Source organism: Kitasatospora sp. NPDC034533, from assembly GCF_055575155.1.
In genome coordinates, this window is record NZ_JBVITE010000037.1 from 18,057 (window position 1) to 34,803 (window position 16,747).

General features: G+C 73.7%; 11 protein-coding genes. 9 read left to right on the forward strand and 2 right to left on the reverse strand.

Going from position 1 to position 16,747, the window contains the following annotated elements; translation table 11 throughout:
- The first annotated feature begins 1 nt into the window (after position 1).
- Entirely contained in the window at positions 2–1,225 is a 1,224-nt protein-coding gene (gene ftsY / locus ACZ55U_RS23855; RefSeq protein WP_465528736.1) for a signal recognition particle-docking protein FtsY, read from the forward strand.
- A gap of 185 nt (positions 1,226–1,410) precedes the next feature.
- On the opposite strand, the gene ACZ55U_RS23860 is transcribed toward ftsY, so the two are convergent.
- Positions 1,411–2,088, reverse strand: a complete 678-nt coding sequence (locus tag ACZ55U_RS23860) for a bifunctional DNA primase/polymerase (protein ID WP_465528738.1) — start codon at positions 2,086–2,088, stop codon at positions 1,411–1,413.
- 635 nt (positions 2,089–2,723) lie between these two features.
- Here ACZ55U_RS23860 and nsdA point away from each other — a divergent pair.
- The 7 genes from nsdA to ftsH all read left to right on the forward strand — a co-directional run bounded on the left by nsdA (position 2,724) and on the right by ftsH (position 13,664).
- Positions 2,724–4,178, forward strand: a complete 1,455-nt coding sequence (gene nsdA, locus ACZ55U_RS23865) for a transcriptional repressor NsdA (RefSeq protein ID WP_465528740.1) — start codon at positions 2,724–2,726, stop codon at positions 4,176–4,178.
- Between the two features lie 360 nt (positions 4,179–4,538).
- Entirely contained in the window at positions 4,539–6,017 is a 1,479-nt protein-coding gene (locus tag ACZ55U_RS23870) for an ammonium transporter (protein ID WP_465528742.1), read from the forward strand.
- Positions 6,014–6,352: a P-II family nitrogen regulator gene (locus tag ACZ55U_RS23875; RefSeq protein ID WP_316526085.1), complete on the forward strand. Its 339-nt coding sequence runs from the start codon at positions 6,014–6,016 to the stop codon at positions 6,350–6,352. Before ACZ55U_RS23870 ends, ACZ55U_RS23875 begins: the two co-directional genes overlap by 4 nt.
- Before the next feature lie 218 nt (positions 6,353–6,570).
- On the forward strand, positions 6,571–9,009 hold the full coding sequence (locus tag ACZ55U_RS23880; RefSeq protein ID WP_465528744.1) for a [protein-PII] uridylyltransferase: 2,439 nt from the start codon (positions 6,571–6,573) through the stop codon (positions 9,007–9,009).
- Positions 9,010–9,277: 268 nt separating this feature from the next.
- On the forward strand, positions 9,278–10,843 hold the full coding sequence (ffh, locus tag ACZ55U_RS23885; protein ID WP_465528807.1) for a signal recognition particle protein: 1,566 nt from the start codon (positions 9,278–9,280) through the stop codon (positions 10,841–10,843).
- 143 nt (positions 10,844–10,986) lie between these two features.
- Positions 10,987–11,511, forward strand: coding sequence for a GNAT family N-acetyltransferase (locus ACZ55U_RS23890; protein ID WP_465528746.1), 525 nt, complete (start codon positions 10,987–10,989; stop codon positions 11,509–11,511).
- Positions 11,512–11,603: 92 nt separating this feature from the next.
- The gene (gene ftsH, locus ACZ55U_RS23895) at positions 11,604–13,664 is read left to right on the forward strand and encodes an ATP-dependent zinc metalloprotease FtsH (protein WP_465528748.1); all 2,061 of its coding nucleotides are present in this window, start codon (positions 11,604–11,606) and stop codon (positions 13,662–13,664) included.
- A gap of 137 nt (positions 13,665–13,801) precedes the next feature.
- Here the strand turns inward: ftsH and ACZ55U_RS23900 are convergent, their stop codons facing one another.
- On the reverse strand, positions 13,802–14,506 hold the full coding sequence (locus ACZ55U_RS23900) for a class I SAM-dependent methyltransferase (RefSeq protein WP_465528750.1): 705 nt from the start codon (positions 14,504–14,506) through the stop codon (positions 13,802–13,804).
- A gap of 393 nt (positions 14,507–14,899) precedes the next feature.
- On the opposite strand from ACZ55U_RS23900, the gene proS reads away from it, so the two are divergent.
- Positions 14,900–16,312, forward strand: a complete 1,413-nt coding sequence (proS, locus tag ACZ55U_RS23905; RefSeq protein WP_465528752.1) for a proline--tRNA ligase — start codon at positions 14,900–14,902, stop codon at positions 16,310–16,312.
- Positions 16,313–16,747 lie beyond the last annotated feature (435 nt).

The window sequence follows — 16,747 nt, forward strand, 5'->3', positions numbered from 1 at the left end:
TATGGAATACGTGATCCTTGCCGTAGTCATCGCCGTGGTCGCCGTCGGCGCGATCACCGGCCTCGTCGTTTCCGGCAGACGACGCCAGCAGCTGCCCCCGAAGTCGCAGGCGCCGGTCATCACGGCGCCGAAGCCCACCCCGCGGGAGCCCCAGGTCGGCGAGGAGGCCGCTCCGCCGACGGAGGCACCCCGCCGCACCATCGAGGAGGTGGAACTCCCGGCGGAGACGGAGGCTCCCGAGGCCGCCGAGGTCGTCGAGGCCCCCGAGGCCGCCGAGACCGCACCCGCCATCGAGGTCCCCGAGCCCACCGCGGGCCGGCTGGTCCGACTGCGCTCGCGGCTCTCCCGCTCGCAGAACTCGCTCGGCAAGGGCCTGCTCTCGCTGCTCTCCCGGGAGCACCTGGACGAGGACACCTGGGAGGAGATCGAGGAGACCCTGCTCACGGCGGACGTCGGCGTCGCCCCCACCCAGGAGCTGGTCGAGCGGCTGCGCACCCGGGTGAAGGTGCTCGGCACCCGTACGCCCGACGAGCTGCGCGGGCTGCTGCGCGAGGAGCTGGTCGAGCTGATCGGCAAGGACTCCGACCGCACCGTCCGCTCCACCAAGCACGAGGAGGGCCCGGCCGTGGTCCTGGTGGTCGGCGTCAACGGCGTCGGCAAGACCACCACCACCGGCAAGCTGGCCCGCGTCCTGGTCGCCGACGGCCGCAAGGTGGTGCTCGGCGCCGCCGACACCTTCCGGGCCGCCGCCGCGGACCAGCTCCAGACCTGGGGCGAGCGGGTCGGGGCGCGCACCGTGCGCGGCCCGGAGGGCGGGGACCCGGCCTCGATCGCCTTCGACGCGGTCAAGGAGGGCATCGCCGAGGGCGCGGACACCGTGCTGATCGACACCGCCGGCCGACTGCACACCAAGACCGGCCTGATGGACGAGCTGGGCAAGGTCAAGCGGGTCGTCGAGAAGCACGGCCCGGTGGACGAGGTGCTGCTGGTGCTGGACGCCACCACCGGCCAGAACGGTCTGATCCAGGCCCGGGTGTTCGCCGAGGTGGTCGACATCACCGGCATCGTGCTGACCAAGCTGGACGGCACCGCCAAGGGCGGCATCGTGGTCGCGGTCCAGCGCGAGCTGGGCGTGCCGGTCAAGCTGATCGGCCTGGGCGAGGGTGCGGACGACCTGGCTCCGTTCGAGCCGGGGGCGTTCGTGGACGCGCTGATCGGGGACTGAGGCTGACCGGGGCCTGAGGCTCCCCGCGCGCCAGGGCCCGCTCCCTTCCGGGAGCGGGCCCTTTCGCGTGTCCGTCGTCGCGCGTCGGTCGTCGCGGGTCCGTGGCGCGTCCGTCGGGCGTCCGGCGCGGGCGCCGGGTCGGCGGCGGGGCCGGGTTCAGCGCGTCCCGGAGGGGAGCGCTCGGCTCACGAGGCCATCCAGGCCGGTTCGGCGGTGCGCTCGCGGCCGCGGTGGCACGCGTAGGCGAGGGTGCCGAGCAGCAGCCGGGCCTCGGGCGGGCAGCCCGCGTTGTCCCGGGTGGGGCGGCGCAGCCAGCGGACCGGGCCGAGGCCGCCGAGGACGGTGGGAGGGGCGGCGACGTAGCCGCCCTCGCCGTGGCAGACCAGGTCGAGCGCGGCGTCGTCCCAGCCCATCCGGTACAGCAGGTCGGGCAGGCGCCGGGCGGTGCCGGCGGCGACCAGGAACTGGAGCCGGCCGGTGGGGGCGGCGAGCACCGGGCCCACCTGGGTGCCCATCCGCTCCAGCCGGACCAGCGCCTGGAGGCCGGCCTGCTCGGGGACGTCCAGGACGTCGAAGGAGCGGCCGGTGGGGAACAGCACCGAGCCGCCGGCGCGGGCGGCGCGGGCGCGGCCCCCTCCGCCGGGCAGCGGGTGGGGACCGGGGGCGGCGCACAGGGCGGAGCCGCAGGGACAGCGGGTCGGGGCGGTGGCGCCGGCGACCGGGTCGCCGGTGACGACCGCCCAGCCCCAGCGACCGGTGTACTCCGCGGCGGCCTGGGACGCGGTGACCTTGGTGCGGCGGCGCGTGCCCAGCGGTGCGAGCCGAAGGTGCCCCAGTCGAAGTTCGCCGAACAGGTTGTCCATGCCTCCCCCAACAGGTTCTCGTAGCCGATGGTTACGGGACGGTGACTGTGTGTCGATTGTCAGCCGTGTGGTGCGTAGTGCGGTGGCGGCGCGCAGCGCGTGGTGTGCGCCTGTTCCGTCCGTGTGCCTCGGGCGCCGCCTTGTGGTGGCGGCGGCGATGCCGGATCGTCGTGTTCGTGGGACTGGCGCCGTCCGGAGTGGACGGTGAACTCGCCTGTGACCGCGGTGGATTGCGGGTCCGCCGGGTCCTCCGGGAAACGCCGGGTGACTGGGCGGGCCGCATACGCCGAGCCGTCGGGACCTCCTAAGTGAAGCGTGCGCCCCCGGGCTGCGGTTCACTCCCGGGGGTGGCGAAAGGTGGCGTTTCGCCAGGGCCGCTCCCGCGGGCCCCTCGCAGGGCATTACGTTCAGCATGCGGATGTCGTCGAGGTGCTCGTTCCGGGTCGACTGGCTACGGGAGTAGGGGATCTGACGGATCGTCCGCGAGGATGGCACACCAGTGCGAGAGCGTCGCGGTGCGGCACCGCCGCGGCGCGGCAGCACTTCAGGCACGGCACGTCTGGCAAGAGCCCGCAACCGTCGGGCGGTCACGATCGGGGCCCCGTTGGGGGCCGGGCGGGATGGGGACGTCACCCATGGCAGAGAAGCAACCGAACGAGAAGCTGACCACGTGGTTCGTCCGCAGTGGCTGGTCCAAGGGCGAGTTGGCCCGCCAGGTCAACCGGAAGGCCCGGCAGATCGGCGCCCACCACGTGTCCACCGACACCTCCCGGGTGCGCCGCTGGCTCGACGGCGAACAGCCCCGGGAGCCGATCCCCAAGATCATGTCGGAGCTCTTCTCCGAACGGTTCGGCTCGGTGGTCTCGATCGAGGACCTCGGTCTGCGCGCCGCGATCCCGGTCTCGACCGTGGGCGGCAGCGTCGACCTGCCGTGGAGCGGGCAGCAGACCGTCCAGCTGATCAGCGACTACTCCCGCAGCGACCTCATGCTCAACCGCCGGGGCTTCCTCGGCACCTCGCTGGCGCTGACCGCGGGCGCCGCGCTGATCGAGCCGATGCAGCGCTGGCTCGCCCCCGGCCCGACCGGGGTCCCCACCCCGATCCTCACCGCGGCCAACGGCGGCGAGGCGTTCACCGGCCGGCTCTCCGAACCCGAGCTCGAACTGCTGGAGCAGACCACGGTCATGTTCCGGCAGTGGGACGCGCAGAACGGCGGCGGGCTGCGCCGCAAGGCCGTCGTCGGGCAGCTCCACGAGGTCACCGACCTGCTCCAGGAGACGTACAACGAGGCCACCACCAAGCGGCTGTTCCGGCTCACCGCCGAACTCGCCCACCTCGCCGGGTGGATGTCCTACGACGTCGGGATGCACCCGAGCGCGCAGAAGTACTACGTGCTCGCCCTGCACGCGGCCAAGGAGGCGGGGGACCGCCCGTTCGGTGCGCTGATCCTCACCGACATGAGCCGCCAGATGATCCACCTCAACCGGGGCGAGGACGCCCTGGAGCTGATCCACCTGGCCCAGTACGGCAGCCGCGACTCCGCCACCCCGCGCCAGCAGTCCCTGCTGTACGCGATGGAGGCGCGCGCCTACGCCACCATCGGCGAGGTCAACCGCTGCGCCCGGGCGATCCGGCTGGCCGAGGACACCTTCACCGACATCCGGGAGGGGGACACCGAGCCGGACTGGCTGAAGTTCTTCTCGCCGGCCGAGCTGAACGCCGAGAACGCCCACTCCTACCGGGACCTCGCGTACCACTCGGACAACGCCGGGCTCTACGCCTCGATGTCCGCGCCGGTGATGGGGCGCGCGGTCGACCTGTTCCGCGAGGACGCCGACCACGTGCGCTCGTTCGCCTTCAACCTGGTCGGCATGGCCAGCGTGCACCTGCTCCAGAAGGAGGCCGAGGAGGCGGTGCGGTACGCCGAGGAGGCGGTGGACATCGCCACCAAGGTCCGCTCGGAGCGGCTGAACTCCCGGGTGCGCAAGACCACGGAGGCCGCGGCGGAGCGGTTCAAGGGCGTGGACGCGGTGAGCCGGCTCAAGGAGCGGGTCGTCCAGGACCTCCCGGAGTACGTCTCGGTGGTCTGACCGCCAGACCGCCAGACCGTCTGACCGCCCGACCATCCGACTGTCTGACCGGCCCTGCCGGGGACCGTCCGGAGAAGCTCCACCGACCGTGACGGCCGCCGCCGTCACGGTCGGTGGTGTGTCCGGGCCCGGCGTTGCTCCGGCGGGGTGGTGCTCCGCGCCCGGCGTTGCGCCGGGCGGCGGCAGGGCCGTGGTTCACGCGGTCGTAACCCGCGCGCCGCATGCGTCACGGCGGCGAAACAAGCGGCCGCACCGGCCGAAACCAGCCTCCGGCACGCTCCTGTCCAACGCCGACACCCCGGGTGGCAGCACGGGACGGATCCCCGGGTGCGGATCGGCCTGGACGCAGAGGAGACGCCGATGCCGGACGGCTTCAGTGCGGGCGACACCGCCTTCGTACTCATCAGCGCGGCCCTGGTCATGCTGATGACCCCCGGGCTGGCCTTCTTCTACGGGGGCATGGTCAGGGCCAAGAGCACGCTGAACATGCTGGCGATGAGCTTCCTCTCGCTCGGCGTCGTCAGCGTGCTGTGGGTCCTCTACGGGTACTCGCTCAGCTTCGGGTCCGACTCCTTCGCCGGTCTGATCGGCGACCTGGACCACCTCGGGATGCGCGGCCTCGGCCTGAACGAGCTGACCGGCACCATCCCGGTCACCGCCTTCGCGCTCTTCCAGCTGATGTTTGCGGTCATCGCCCCGGCGCTGATCAGCGGCGCCGTCGCGGACCGCGCCAGGTTCACGGCCTGGGGACTGTTCATCGCGCTCTGGGTGACGGTCGTCTACTTCCCGGTCGCCCACTGGGTGTTCTTCTTCGACGGCGGCCACGGCGGCTGGCTGGGCGACCGCAACGGCGTGATCGACTTCGCCGGCGGGACGGCCGTGCACATCAACGCGGGCGTCGCCGGACTCGCGCTCTGCCTGGTGCTGGGCAAGCGGATCGGCTTCCGGAAGGACCCGATGCGCCCGCACAGCCTGCCGCTGGTGATGCTGGGCTCCGGGCTGCTCTGGTTCGGCTGGTTCGGCTTCAACGCGGGATCGGCGCTGGCCGCCAACGGCGTCGCCGCGATGGCGATGGTCAACACCCAGGTGGCCACCGGCGCGGCGCTGCTCGGCTGGCTGGTCTACGAGAGGCTCAGGCACGGCGCGTTCACCACGCTGGGCGCCGTCTCCGGTGCGGTTTCCGGGCTGGTCGCGATCACTCCGGCGTGCGGCTCGGTCAGCCCGCTCGGCGCGGTGGCGATCGGGCTGGTCGCGGGTGCGGTCTGTTGCGCCGCCGTCTCGCTCAAGTACCGCTGGGGCTTCGACGACTCGCTCGACGTGGTGGGCGTGCACGCGGTCGGCGGGGCGGTGGGCTCGCTGCTGGTCGGCCTGTTCGCCACTGGCGGGGTCGGCCAGGACGTGAAGGGCCTGTTCTACGGAGGCGGGTTCGGGCAGCTGGGCAAGCAGGCGATGGGTGTCGCGGCGGTCGCGGCGTACTCCTTCGTGCTGTCCTGGCTGCTGGCCAAGGCGGTCGACCGGCTGGTCGGCTTCCGGGTCGCCGGGGAGGTCGAGGTGGCCGGCATCGACCAGGCCGAACACGCCGAGTCCGCCTACGATTTCAGCGCCGTGGGGGCGGGGCTGGCCCGGGCCCTGCCGGGCCTGGCCGCCGCTGCCTCCGGGCCTGCCACGGGGTCTGCGGCCGGAGTGGTCGAGGGGCCCGTGGCCGGGACGACCGGGACGGCGGGGAAGCCCGCCGCTCCGAAGGCCGTCGCTCCGACGGGCGCCGCCGAGGAGCCCGTCGCTCCGAAGGCCGTTGCTCCTACGCCCGCCGAGAAGAAGACCGAGGTCGACGCCCGATGAAGCTCATCACCGCCGTGATCAAGCCGTACCGACTGGACGAGGTGAAGGCCGCCCTCCAGGCCTTCGGGGTCCAGGGCCTGACCGTGACCGAGGCCAGCGGCTACGGCCGTCAGCGCGGCCACACCGAGGTGTACCGGGGGGCCGAGTACACCGTGGACCTGGTGCCGAAGGTCAGGATCGAGGTCCTGGTCGAGGACGAGGACGCCGAGGACCTGATCGACGTCCTGGTGAAGGCCGCCCGGACCGGGAAGATCGGCGACGGCAAGGTGTGGAGCGTGCCGGTCGACACCGCCGTACGGGTCCGCACCGGAGAGCGGGGCCCGGACGCCCTGTAGGGCCCGTGGCGGGCGGTGCCGCCCTCCGCCGGCCTCCGTTGCCCGTTCGGTCGAACGGCCCGTTCGCGGGACGGCTCACCCGGACGGGTCCACCAGTACGTACGACGGCCCACCGGCAGGACGGTCCGCCCGACGGGCGGTTCACCGGCTGGACGGATCACCCGACGGACGGTTCACAGCAGGACGGTTCACCAGCACCACGGACGGGATCCACGCGCATGGCCACCGAGACCGACCCCTCCGACCCCGCCGCCGCGGCCGGTGGCGCCGCCGCCCGGGCCGCGCTGCTGGCCGCCCCGGGCCCGGTCGGCCGCCCCCGCCGGCAGGCGCTCGCCCGGCTGACCGACGACTGGCTGGCCGGGCTGCTCGCGACCGCCGGCGCCCCGCCGTCGGGCGTCGCGCTGGTCGCCGTCGGCGGCTACGGGCGCGGCGAGCTGTCCCCGCGCAGCGACCTGGACGTCCTGCTGCTGCACGCGGGCCCGATCGCCCGGGAGCTGCCCGAGCGGATCTGGTACCCGGTCTGGGACGCGGGCGTCAGGCTCGACCACTCGGTGCGCACCGTCGCCGGGGCCCGCTCGGTGGCCGCCGCCGACCTCAAGGTCCAGCTCGGTCTGCTGAACGCCCGCCACCTGGCCGGGGACCAGGCGCTCACCGAGGAGCTGCGCGCCGCGGTGCTCACCGACTGGCGCGCGAGCGCCCCGGCGCGCCTGCCCGAGCTGCGCGAGCTGGGCCGTGCGCGGGCCGAACGGCAGGGTGAGCTGTCCTTCCTGCTGGAGCCCGACCTCAAGGAGGCCCGCGGCGGCCTGCGCGACGTCGTGGCGCTGGACGCGATCGCCGCGACCTGGCTGGCCGACGCGCCCCGGGACGGCCTGGACGCCGCGGCGCGGTGGCTGGCCGACGTGCGCGACGCCCTGCACCTGGCCACCGGCCGGGCCACCGACCGGCTCGTCCTCCAGGACCAGGACCAGGTCGCCGAGCGGCTCGGGGTGCTGGACGCCGACGCCCTGCTGCGCCGGGTCTACGAGGCCGCCCGCACCGTCGCGTACGCGGGGGACGTCACCTGGCGGGCGGTGGACCGGGTGCTCGCGGCCCGCGGTGGCCGGGGCCGGCGGGTGTGGCGGCCGGGCATCCCGTTCGCGGGCGCCGTGCGCGGCGGCGCGGTGGCCCGGGGCGCGGTCGAACGGCGTCCGCTGGCCGAGGGCGTGGTCGAGCAGGACGGCGAGGCGGTGCTCGCCCAGGGAGCCCGTCCGGCAGCCGACCCGGTGCTGCCGCTGCGCGCGGCGGCCGCCGCCGCGCAGAACGGGCTGACCGTCTCGCACGCCACGGTGCGCCGGCTGGCCGCCGAGTGCCGCGCGCTGCCGGTGCCCTGGCCGGACGAGGCGCGCGAGCAGCTGGTCACCCTGCTGGGGGCGGGGGAGGCGGCCGTCCCGGTGTGGGAGGCGCTGGAGGCGCAGGGGCTGGTGAGCCGGCTGCTGCCGGACTGGGAGCGGGTGCGCTGCCGCCCCCAGCGCAACGCGGTGCACCGCTGGACGGTGGACCGGCACCTGGTGGAGACGGCGGCGCGGGCCGCCGCGATGACCCGGCGGGTGGCACGGCCGGACCTGCTGCTGGTCGCCGCGCTGCTGCACGACATCGGCAAGGGCTGGCCGGGGGACCACAGCAAGGCCGGTGAGGTGATCGTCCGCGACCTCGCCGCCCGGATGGGCTTCGGCCCCGAGGACATCCGGACCCTGGCGGTGCTGGTGCGCCACCACCTGCTCCTGGTGGACACCGCCACCCGGCGGGACCCGGACGACCCGGCCACCGTCGAGGCGATCACCGAGGTGGTCACCACGCTGCCGGAGCTGGAGCTGCTGCACGCGCTCACCGAGGCGGACGCGCTGGCCACCGGCCCGGCCGCGTGGAGCGGCTGGCGGGCCTCGCTGGTGGACGGCCTGGTGGCCCGGGTCGCGGACCGGCTGGCCGGGGCGGGCACCGGGCCGGTGGAGACGGCGCCGACCGCGGAGCAGGAGCGGCTCGCCGTCGAGGCCGCCCGCACCGGCGGGCCGGCGCTGTCGCTGCGGGCCCGCTCCGAGGGGGACCCGGGCGCCGAGCCGATGGGCGTCGAGCTGAACCTGGCGGTCCCGGACCGTCCCGGGCTGCTCGGCACCGCCGCCGGGGTGCTCGCGCTGCACCGGCTGGCCGTCCGCTCGGCCGGGCTGCGCGAGCTGGACCCGGTGGGGAGCGGGCCGGTCCTGCTGCTGTCCTGGCGGGTGGCGGCCGAGTACGGCGCGCTGCCGGAGGCGGCCCGGCTGCGCGCCGACCTGCGCCGGGCGCTGGACGGCTCGCTGGACGTCGCCCGCCGCCTCGCCGAGCGGGACGCCGCCGCCCCGCGCCGCCGGGGCATCCCCACGCCGCCGCCGCTGGTCACGGTGGCGCCCGCGGCGGCCTCGGCGACCGCGACGGTGCTGGAGGTGCGGGCGCACGACGCCCCGGGGCTGCTGCACCGGATCGGCCGGGCGCTGGACGGGGCGGGTGTCCGGGTGCGCACCGCGCACGTCTCCACGCTGGGGGCGGAGGCGGTCGACTCGTTCTACCTGACGGACGCGGCGGGCCGTCCGCTGACCGCCGGGCGGGCCGGGGAGGTGGCGGCGGCGGTCCGGGCGGTGCTGGGCTGAGGGCGGGCCGGCTCAGGCCGGTACGGGCAGGGCGAGCCGGTGCGGGCCGGGCGAGCCGGTGCGGGCCGGGTGAGCCGCTACGGGCCGGGCGAGCCGGTGCGGGCCGGGCGAGCCGGTGCGGGGGCGAGCCGGTACGGGCCGGGGGCGGGGCCCGGGCAGGGGTCCGGGCAGGGGTTCCGACCGGGGTGGAGACCGTACCCGGGGTGGCCGGATACCCTGGGGGACGACGACCGTACCGATACCGATGCCGCAGAGGACCCGCGCCGACGTGTTCGACACCCTTTCCGATCGCCTCGCAGCGACGTTCAAGAACCTCCGGGGCAAGGGCCGCCTGAGCGAGGCGGACATCGACGCCACGGCCCGCGAGATCCGCATCGCCCTGCTGGAGGCGGACGTCGCGCTGCCGGTCGTCCGGGCCTTCATCAAGCAGGTCAAGGAGCGGGCGCTCGGTGCCGAGGTCTCCGGCGCGCTGAACCCGGCGCAGCAGATCATCAAGATCGTCAACGAGGAGCTCATCTCGATCCTCGGTGGCGAGACCCGCCGGGTGCGGTTCGCCAAGAACGGCCCGACGGTGATCATGCTCGCCGGCCTCCAGGGCGCCGGTAAGACCACCCTGGCGGGCAAGCTCGGCCACTGGCTGAAGGCGCAGAAGCACACCCCGCTGCTGGTCGCCTGCGACCTCCAGCGCCCCAACGCGGTGAACCAGCTCCAGGTGGTCGCCGAGCGCGCCGGTGTGGCCTTCTACGGTCCGCAGCCGGGCAACGGCGTCGGCGATCCGGTGCAGGTCGCCAAGGACTCGATCGAGTACGCCAAGCAGAAGCAGTACGACGTCGTCATCGTCGACACCGCCGGCCGCCTCGGCATCGACGCCGAGCTGATGCAGCAGGCCGCCGACATCCGCGCCGCGGTGAACCCGGACGAGGTCCTGTTCGTCGTCGACGCGATGATCGGCCAGGACGCGGTCACCACCGCGCAGGCCTTCCTCGACGGCGTCGACTTCACCGGTGTGGTGCTGTCCAAGCTCGACGGCGACGCCCGCGGTGGTGCCGCCCTGTCGGTCGCGCACGTCACCGGCCGCCAGATCATGTTCGCCTCCAACGGCGAGAAGGTCGACGACTTCGACGCCTTCCACCCGGACCGGATGGCCTCGCGCATCCTCGGCATGGGTGACGTCCTCTCGCTGATCGAGAAGGCCGAGCAGACCTTCTCGCAGGCCGAGGCGGAGAAGATCGCCGCCAAGCTGCGCGGCGGCCCGAAGCAGTTCACCCTGGACGACTTCCTGTCCCAGCTGGAGCAGGTCCAGAAGATGGGCTCGATCTCCAAGCTGCTCGGCATGCTGCCCGGCATGGGCCAGATCCGGGAGCAGATCAACAACATCGACGACAAGGACGTCAACCGGGTCGGCGCGATCATCAAGTCGATGACCCCGGCCGAGCGGGCCGAGCCGGAGCTGATCAACGGCTCCCGCCGGGCCCGCATCGCCAAGGGCTCGGGCGTCCAGGTCGGCGAGGTGAAGAACCTGGTCGAGCGGTTCTTCGACGCCCGCAAGATGATGTCCGCGATGGCCTCCGGCAAGGGCGTGCCGGGCATGCCGGGGATCCCGGGCATGGGCGGCGGCGGGAAGAAGTCCGCCAAGAAGGCCCCGCAGGCCAAGGGCAAGCGCAAGAGCGGCAACCCGCTGAAGCGCGCGCAGGAGGAGGCCGCGGCCGCCCAGCGCCGCGCGCTCGGGCCGGGCGCCGGCCAGGCCCCGGCGGACGGCGGCGCGTTCGGTCTCGGCGCGGGCAAGGGCCCGGCCGACTTCGAGCTGCCCAAGGAGTTCAAGGACCTGCTGTAGTCCTGCGTCGTCCTGGAACGGTTCCGGTGGGGATCGCTTCCTGATGGCCTTTGATCGACTCTGACTGGTCTTGATCGATTTTGGTCGGCCCGTCGTCCGGTATTTCCGGGCGGCGGGCCGATCGCGTGTCCGATGATGAGGACATGCGAGTGATGATCAGGGCCCCGAGGGCCGCGGACACGGCCGCGTACGCCGAGGCGGTCCGGCGCTCCGCCGAACACATCGGACGGTGGAACCCGGTCGAGCCCGACGGACTGCCCGACCTGCTGAAGCGCCAGGGCTCCGGGCTGCGCACCTTCCTGATCGTCGACCGGGAGACCGGCGGCCTGGTCGGCAAGGTGAACGTCGCCAACATCGTGCTGGGACGGTTCTGCAACGCCTCGCTGGGCTACGACTCGTACCTGCCGTTCAACGGCACCGGGCGGATGACCGAGGGCATGCGGCTGGTCCTGGACCGCTGCTTCGCCCCGCAGTCGGCCGACGGGCTGGGGCTGCACCGGCTGGAGATCAACGTCCAGCCGGAGAACGAGCGCTCGATCGCGATGGCCAAGCGGCTGGGCTTCCGGCACGAGGGCTTCTCCCCGCGGATGCTGTTCCTCCAGGGGGACTGGCGCGACCACGAGCGGTTCGCGCTGACCGCCGAGGAGTGGCCCGACGCGGCGGCATAGCCGCTGGTGGGAGGGGTCGGCAGGGCCGTACGGCGGCCCGGGCGCGGCGTTGCGATTGGCCCGCCCGAGCGCCTGTCCGTATTGTCCGATGGGTGACCGAACCCGTGCCGCCGCGTCAGACCCCCGACCAGCCCTGGCGCTCGGAGGGCGCTCCGCCCCCGCCTCCACCCAAGCGCCGGATGCCCGGCGGCTGGGTGGGCCTCGCCCTCACCGCCCTCGTGGTGTTCCTGATCTCGGACCTGCTGCTGTCCTTCTTCGGCCCCGCCGGTGCCACCACGATCTCGTACACCGAGTTCAACCACCAGCTGAACAAGGGCAACATCACCAAGATCTACGCCAAGGGCGACGCGATCGAGGGCACCCTCAAGACCGCCCAGCCCAAGCCCGACGGCGGCAAGGGCGACTACACCGAGTTCGACACCCAGCGGCCCTCCTTCGCGGGCGACAACCTCTGGACCACCCTGCAACAGCAGGGCGTCGAGGTCACCGCCACCTCGCCCGTCCAGCAGCGCAGCTTCCTCACCAACCTGCTGCTCTCGCTCGCCCCGATGCTGCTGCTGGTCTTCATCTGGGTGCTGCTGGCCCGGCGGATGGCCGGCGGGCTCGGCGGCGGACCGCTCGGCCGCAAGGCCCCGCCCAAGCCGGTCACCGCCGAGGAGGGCAAGCGCACCACCTTCGCCGACGTGGCCGGCATCGACGAGGTCGAGGCCGAACTCACCGAGGTGGTCGACTACCTGAAGAACCCCGAGCGGTACCGCAGGCTCGGCGCCAAGATGCCGCGCGGGGTGCTGCTCAGCGGCCCGCCCGGCACCGGCAAGACCCTGCTGGCCCGAGCGGTGGCCGGCGAGGCCGACGTGCCGTTCTTCTCCGCCTCCGCCTCCGAGTTCATCGAGATGATCGTCGGCGTCGGCGCCAGCCGGGTCCGCGAGCTGTTCGCCGAGGCCCGCAAGGTCGCCCCGGCGATCATCTTCATCGACGAGATCGACACCATCGGGCGCCAGCGCGGCGCGGGCGGCGGCATGGGCGGGCACGACGAGCGCGAGCAGACCCTCAACCAGATCCTCACCGAGATGGACGGCTTCACCGGCTCCGAGGGCGTCATCGTGATCGCCGCGACCAACCGGGCGGACGTGCTCGACCCGGCACTGCTGCGGCCGGGCCGCTTCGACCGGCGGATCACCGTCAGCCCGCCCGACCGGGAGGGCCGCGCCGCGATCCTGCGCATCCACAGCCGCAGCGTCCCGCTGGCCGGCGACGCGGACCTCGACCAGCTGGCGAAGGTCACCCCGGGGATGACCGGCGCCGAACTCGCCAACCTGGTCAACGAGGCCGCGCTGCTGGCCGTCAAGCGCAAGCAGGACGCGGTCGACGGGCGCGACCTCTCGGACGCCCTGGAGAAGGTCCAGCTCGGCGCCGTACGGCCGCTGGTGATGCCGCAGGAGGAGCGCGAGCGCACGGCCTACCACGAGAGCGGGCACGCGCTGCTGGGCATGCTCCAGCCCGGCGCGGACCCGGTCCGCAAGATCACCATCGTGCCGCGCGGCCGGGCGCTGGGCGTCACCCTCTCCACCCCGGAGAACGACCGCTACTCGTACACCGAGCCCTACCTGCGCGGCCGGATCATCGGCGCGCTCGGCGGGATGGCGGCCGAGCAGGTGGTCTACGGGGTGATCACCACCGGCGCGGAGAGCGACCTGGAGCAGGTCACCAGCATCGCCCGCGGGATGGCCGGGCGCTGGGGGATGAGCGAGCGGGTCGGCCGGCTGACCGCGGTGCCCGCGGACGCCCAGGGCGCCGGTGCGTACGGGCTCTCCGCGGCGCCGACCACCCTCGACGCGGTGGACGAGGAGGCCCGGCGGATCGTCTCCGAGTGCTACGACGACGCGGTGCGGATCCTGACCGAGCAGCGGCACCGCCTGGACGCGCTGGCGGCGGCGCTGCTGGAGGCGGAGACGCTGGACGAGGAGGCGGCGTACCGGGCGGCGGGAGTGCCGCGGGAGGCGGCCTCGGGGGAGGGGGTTTCTCCGGAGGGGGCTCCTTCGGAGGGGGCTCCGTCGGGCGGGGCTTCGTCGGAGGGGAACGGCTCGGACGGAGGCGGTCCGGACGAGGGCGGTCCGGACGGGGGCGGCGGGAAGTCGATCGGCCGGGCGTGAAGTCCGGTGCCGGGGGCGCTCGCCGTGGTGGCGGGCGCCCCCGGTGTCGTGTCCGGTGCCGTGTCCGTTGTCGTGTTCGGCTCCCTGCGTCGCCCCGGCAGGACCCGGATGAGCGGACCCGGCCCGAACGGGCCCGGCTAGCGCGGCCGCTCGGCGACCAGGTAGCGGAACAGGTTCTCCATCCGCACCGAGCCGTCCGCCCGCAGGTACGGCTGGAGCGCCTCCTCCAGTTCCTTGGCCACCAGCGAGGCACCGGAGAACTCCTCGGCCGGTTCGAACAGACCGGTGGAGAGCAGCCCGCGCACCGCGCTGTCGAGGTCCGGGTAGGCGAACGGGCAGCTCACCCGGCCGCTGCCGGCCGGGCGCAGACCGGCCGGGGCGAGCAGGTCCTCCAGCGCGCCGGGCGAGCTCAGCTCGAACGGGTCCCGCGCGGTGGTCCGGCTCGCCCTGCGACGGGCCACGTCCAGCACCGCGGCGCTCTCGCAGCGCTCCGGCGGGCCCCAGGCGGCCAGCACCACGTGCCCGCCCGGCAGGGCGAGCCCGGCCGCCTCGGCGACCACCGGGCGTGACTCGGCGGCGCCGGGCAGCTGCTCGAAAACCGTCACCAGGGAATGGGCCGGCCGGGGGACGGCGGCGGTCGTCCGGGCCCCGTCGCACACCCGTAGCCGTCGGCCGTGCGCCAGCGCCCGCAGCTCCTCCCGCGGCTCCTGCCCGGCGACCTGGGCACCCCGCCCGGCCGCGAGCAGCAGGGCCAGTCCGGACCGGCAGCCCAGGCCCAGCACGCTGCTCGCCGGGCCGACCTCCAGGCGGTCGTAGACCGCCTCGTAGAGCGGCACCAGCATGCGCTCCTGGATCTCCGCCCAGTCACGCGCCCGCGCGGACCGGGCGGTCCCGGGCTGCGGGTGGTGCGGGCGGGCGCCCGTCGGCCCCGCGCCGGTCGGTCGTGCGCCCGTCGGTCCTGTACCCGCCGGTCGTGCGGTCGTCGGCCCCGTGCCCGCCGGTCGTGCGGTCGTGCCGGTCGTGCCGGTCGTACGAGCTGAAGCCATCGCGGCCTCCCATCCGGTCCTTCGGTGTGCTGCTACGGCTCCCCCAAAGTCCCGCCCCACACCAGCGAACAGCGGGTCGGGCCCGGCGTCCAGAGGGGTGCAGGGTGGTGCGCGGGCATCGCGGTGGTGCGCCCCCGTCCGGTGATACCGATTCGAAACCGGGGGCCCGGTCCCCGTACCATTCGCCCCATGGCTAAGGCACCTGTTCTCACCCCTCAGGCGGAAGACTTCCCGCGCTGGTACCAGGACCTCATCAACAAGGCCGAGCTGGCCGACAACGGTCCGGTGCGCGGCACCATGGTCATCCGACCGTACGGCTACGGCCTGTGGGAGCGGATGCAGCAGGAGATGGACGCGCGGATCAAGAAGGCCGGCGCCCAGAACGCCTACTTCCCGATGTTCATCCCGCAGTCGTACCTCACCAAGGAAGCCGAGCACGTCGAGGGCTTCGCCCCCGAGCTCGCGGTGGTCACCCACGGCGGTGGCAAGCAGCTGGAGGAGCCGGTCGTCGTCCGGCCGACCTCCGAGACGATCATCAACGAGTACTTCTCGAAGTGGGTGCAGAGCCACCGCGACCTGCCCCTGCTGATCAACCAGTGGGCCAACGTGGTCCGTTGGGAGCTGCGCCCGCGCGTCTTCCTGCGCACCACCGAGTTCCTCTGGCAGGAGGGCCACACCGCCCACGCCACCTACGAGGACGCCCGCGACTACGCGTCGATGATCCACACCCAGGTCTACGGCGACTTCATGACGAACGTGCTCGGCATCGACGTCGTGCTCGGCCGCAAGACCGCCAAGGAGCGCTTCGCCGGCGCCATCAACACCCTCACCCTGGAGGGCATGATGGGCGACGGCAAGGCGCTGCAGATGGGCACCAGCCACGAGCTGGGCCAGAACTTCGCCAAGGCGTTCAACACGACCTACCAGCTCCAGGGCGCCGAGCGCGAGCACGTCTGGCAGACCTCCTGGGGCGTCTCGACCCGCATGGTCGGCGGCCTGATCATGTCCCACGGCGACGACAACGGCCTGCGGGTGCCCCCGCGTCTGGCCGCCGTCCAGGCCGTCGTGCTCGCGATCAAGGGCGATGACGCGGTCATCGCCAAGGTCCGCGAGATCGGCGCCGCGCTGGAGGCCGTCGGCGTCCGGGTCGTGGTCGACGACCGCACCGACACCCCGTTCGGCCGACGCGCCGTCGATTGGGAGCTCAAGGGCGTTCCGCTGCGCATCGAGGTCGGCCCGCGCGACCTGGAGAACGGCACCGCGATGCTGGCCCGCCGCATCCCCGGCGGCAAGGAGCCGGTCTCCATCGACGCCCTGGCCGCGCTGCTGCCGGGCATCCTGGAGGAGGACCAGGCGCTGCTGCTGCGCCAGTCCCGCGAGCGCCGCGAGTCCCGCACGGTGGACGTCACGACCATCGACGAGGCCATCGAGGCCGCCGCGACCGGCTGGGGCCGGATCTCCTGGGCGGACCTCGGCGCGGAGGGCGAGGCCAAGCTGGCCGAGCAGGGCGTCACGGTGCGCTGCATCGTCGCGGCCGACGGCTCGGTGCCGCAGGCCGACGACCAGGAGGGCAACGTCGCGCTGGTCGCCCGCGCGTACTGACGTCCGTCGTGACGTCCGGTCTCCGGGGTTCCGGCGGCCCGGCGTTGGCGTTCGGCTTTCGGTGTTCGATGTCCGGTGGATGTCCCGCGGATGCCCGCCGGACATCCGCCGTGCGCCGGTAATGGCCGGGTGCGGTGACACCGGAGACATTTGCCCGGAATGCGGATGGGTAAGAATCCGGTAACTGTTCCGGGGGAGCCCTCGCGGCGGACATCCCTACTGGCCAGTCAACTCCCGGTATTAACGGAATAGCGGTACGGTGTACGGCCCGTGGCCCTGTCAATCCGGCAGGCCCCACGGGCCGTACGTCCTGGGTGGCGACAGCCCGCCCCCGGACGGAATTCCACCAGGCCCGCCGAGGACGCGACGGGCCGAAACCGGCAGGGGGTTGGTCTTGCGTCAGATCCGGAACGCGCAATTCGAGCGCGGCCTCGC

Excerpts from the sequence above, each read along its gene's own strand:
- ftsY (WP_465528736.1), top strand. The coding sequence starts at position 2 with ATGGAATACGTGATCCTTGCCGTAGTCATCGCCGTGGTCGCCGTCGGC.
- ACZ55U_RS23860 (WP_465528738.1), bottom strand. The coding sequence starts at position 2,088 with ATGGACAACCTGTTCGGCGAACTTCGACTGGGGCACCTTCGGCTCGCA.
- nsdA (WP_465528740.1), top strand. The coding sequence starts at position 2,724 with ATGGCAGAGAAGCAACCGAACGAGAAGCTGACCACGTGGTTCGTCCGC.
- ACZ55U_RS23870 (WP_465528742.1), top strand. The coding sequence starts at position 4,539 with ATGCCGGACGGCTTCAGTGCGGGCGACACCGCCTTCGTACTCATCAGC.
- ACZ55U_RS23875 (WP_316526085.1), top strand. The coding sequence starts at position 6,014 with ATGAAGCTCATCACCGCCGTGATCAAGCCGTACCGACTGGACGAGGTG.
- ACZ55U_RS23880 (WP_465528744.1), top strand. The coding sequence starts at position 6,571 with ATGGCCACCGAGACCGACCCCTCCGACCCCGCCGCCGCGGCCGGTGGC.
- ACZ55U_RS23890 (WP_465528746.1), top strand. The coding sequence starts at position 10,987 with ATGCGAGTGATGATCAGGGCCCCGAGGGCCGCGGACACGGCCGCGTAC.
- ACZ55U_RS23900 (WP_465528750.1), bottom strand. The coding sequence starts at position 14,506 with ATGCTGGTGCCGCTCTACGAGGCGGTCTACGACCGCCTGGAGGTCGGC.
- proS (WP_465528752.1), top strand. The coding sequence starts at position 14,900 with ATGGCTAAGGCACCTGTTCTCACCCCTCAGGCGGAAGACTTCCCGCGC.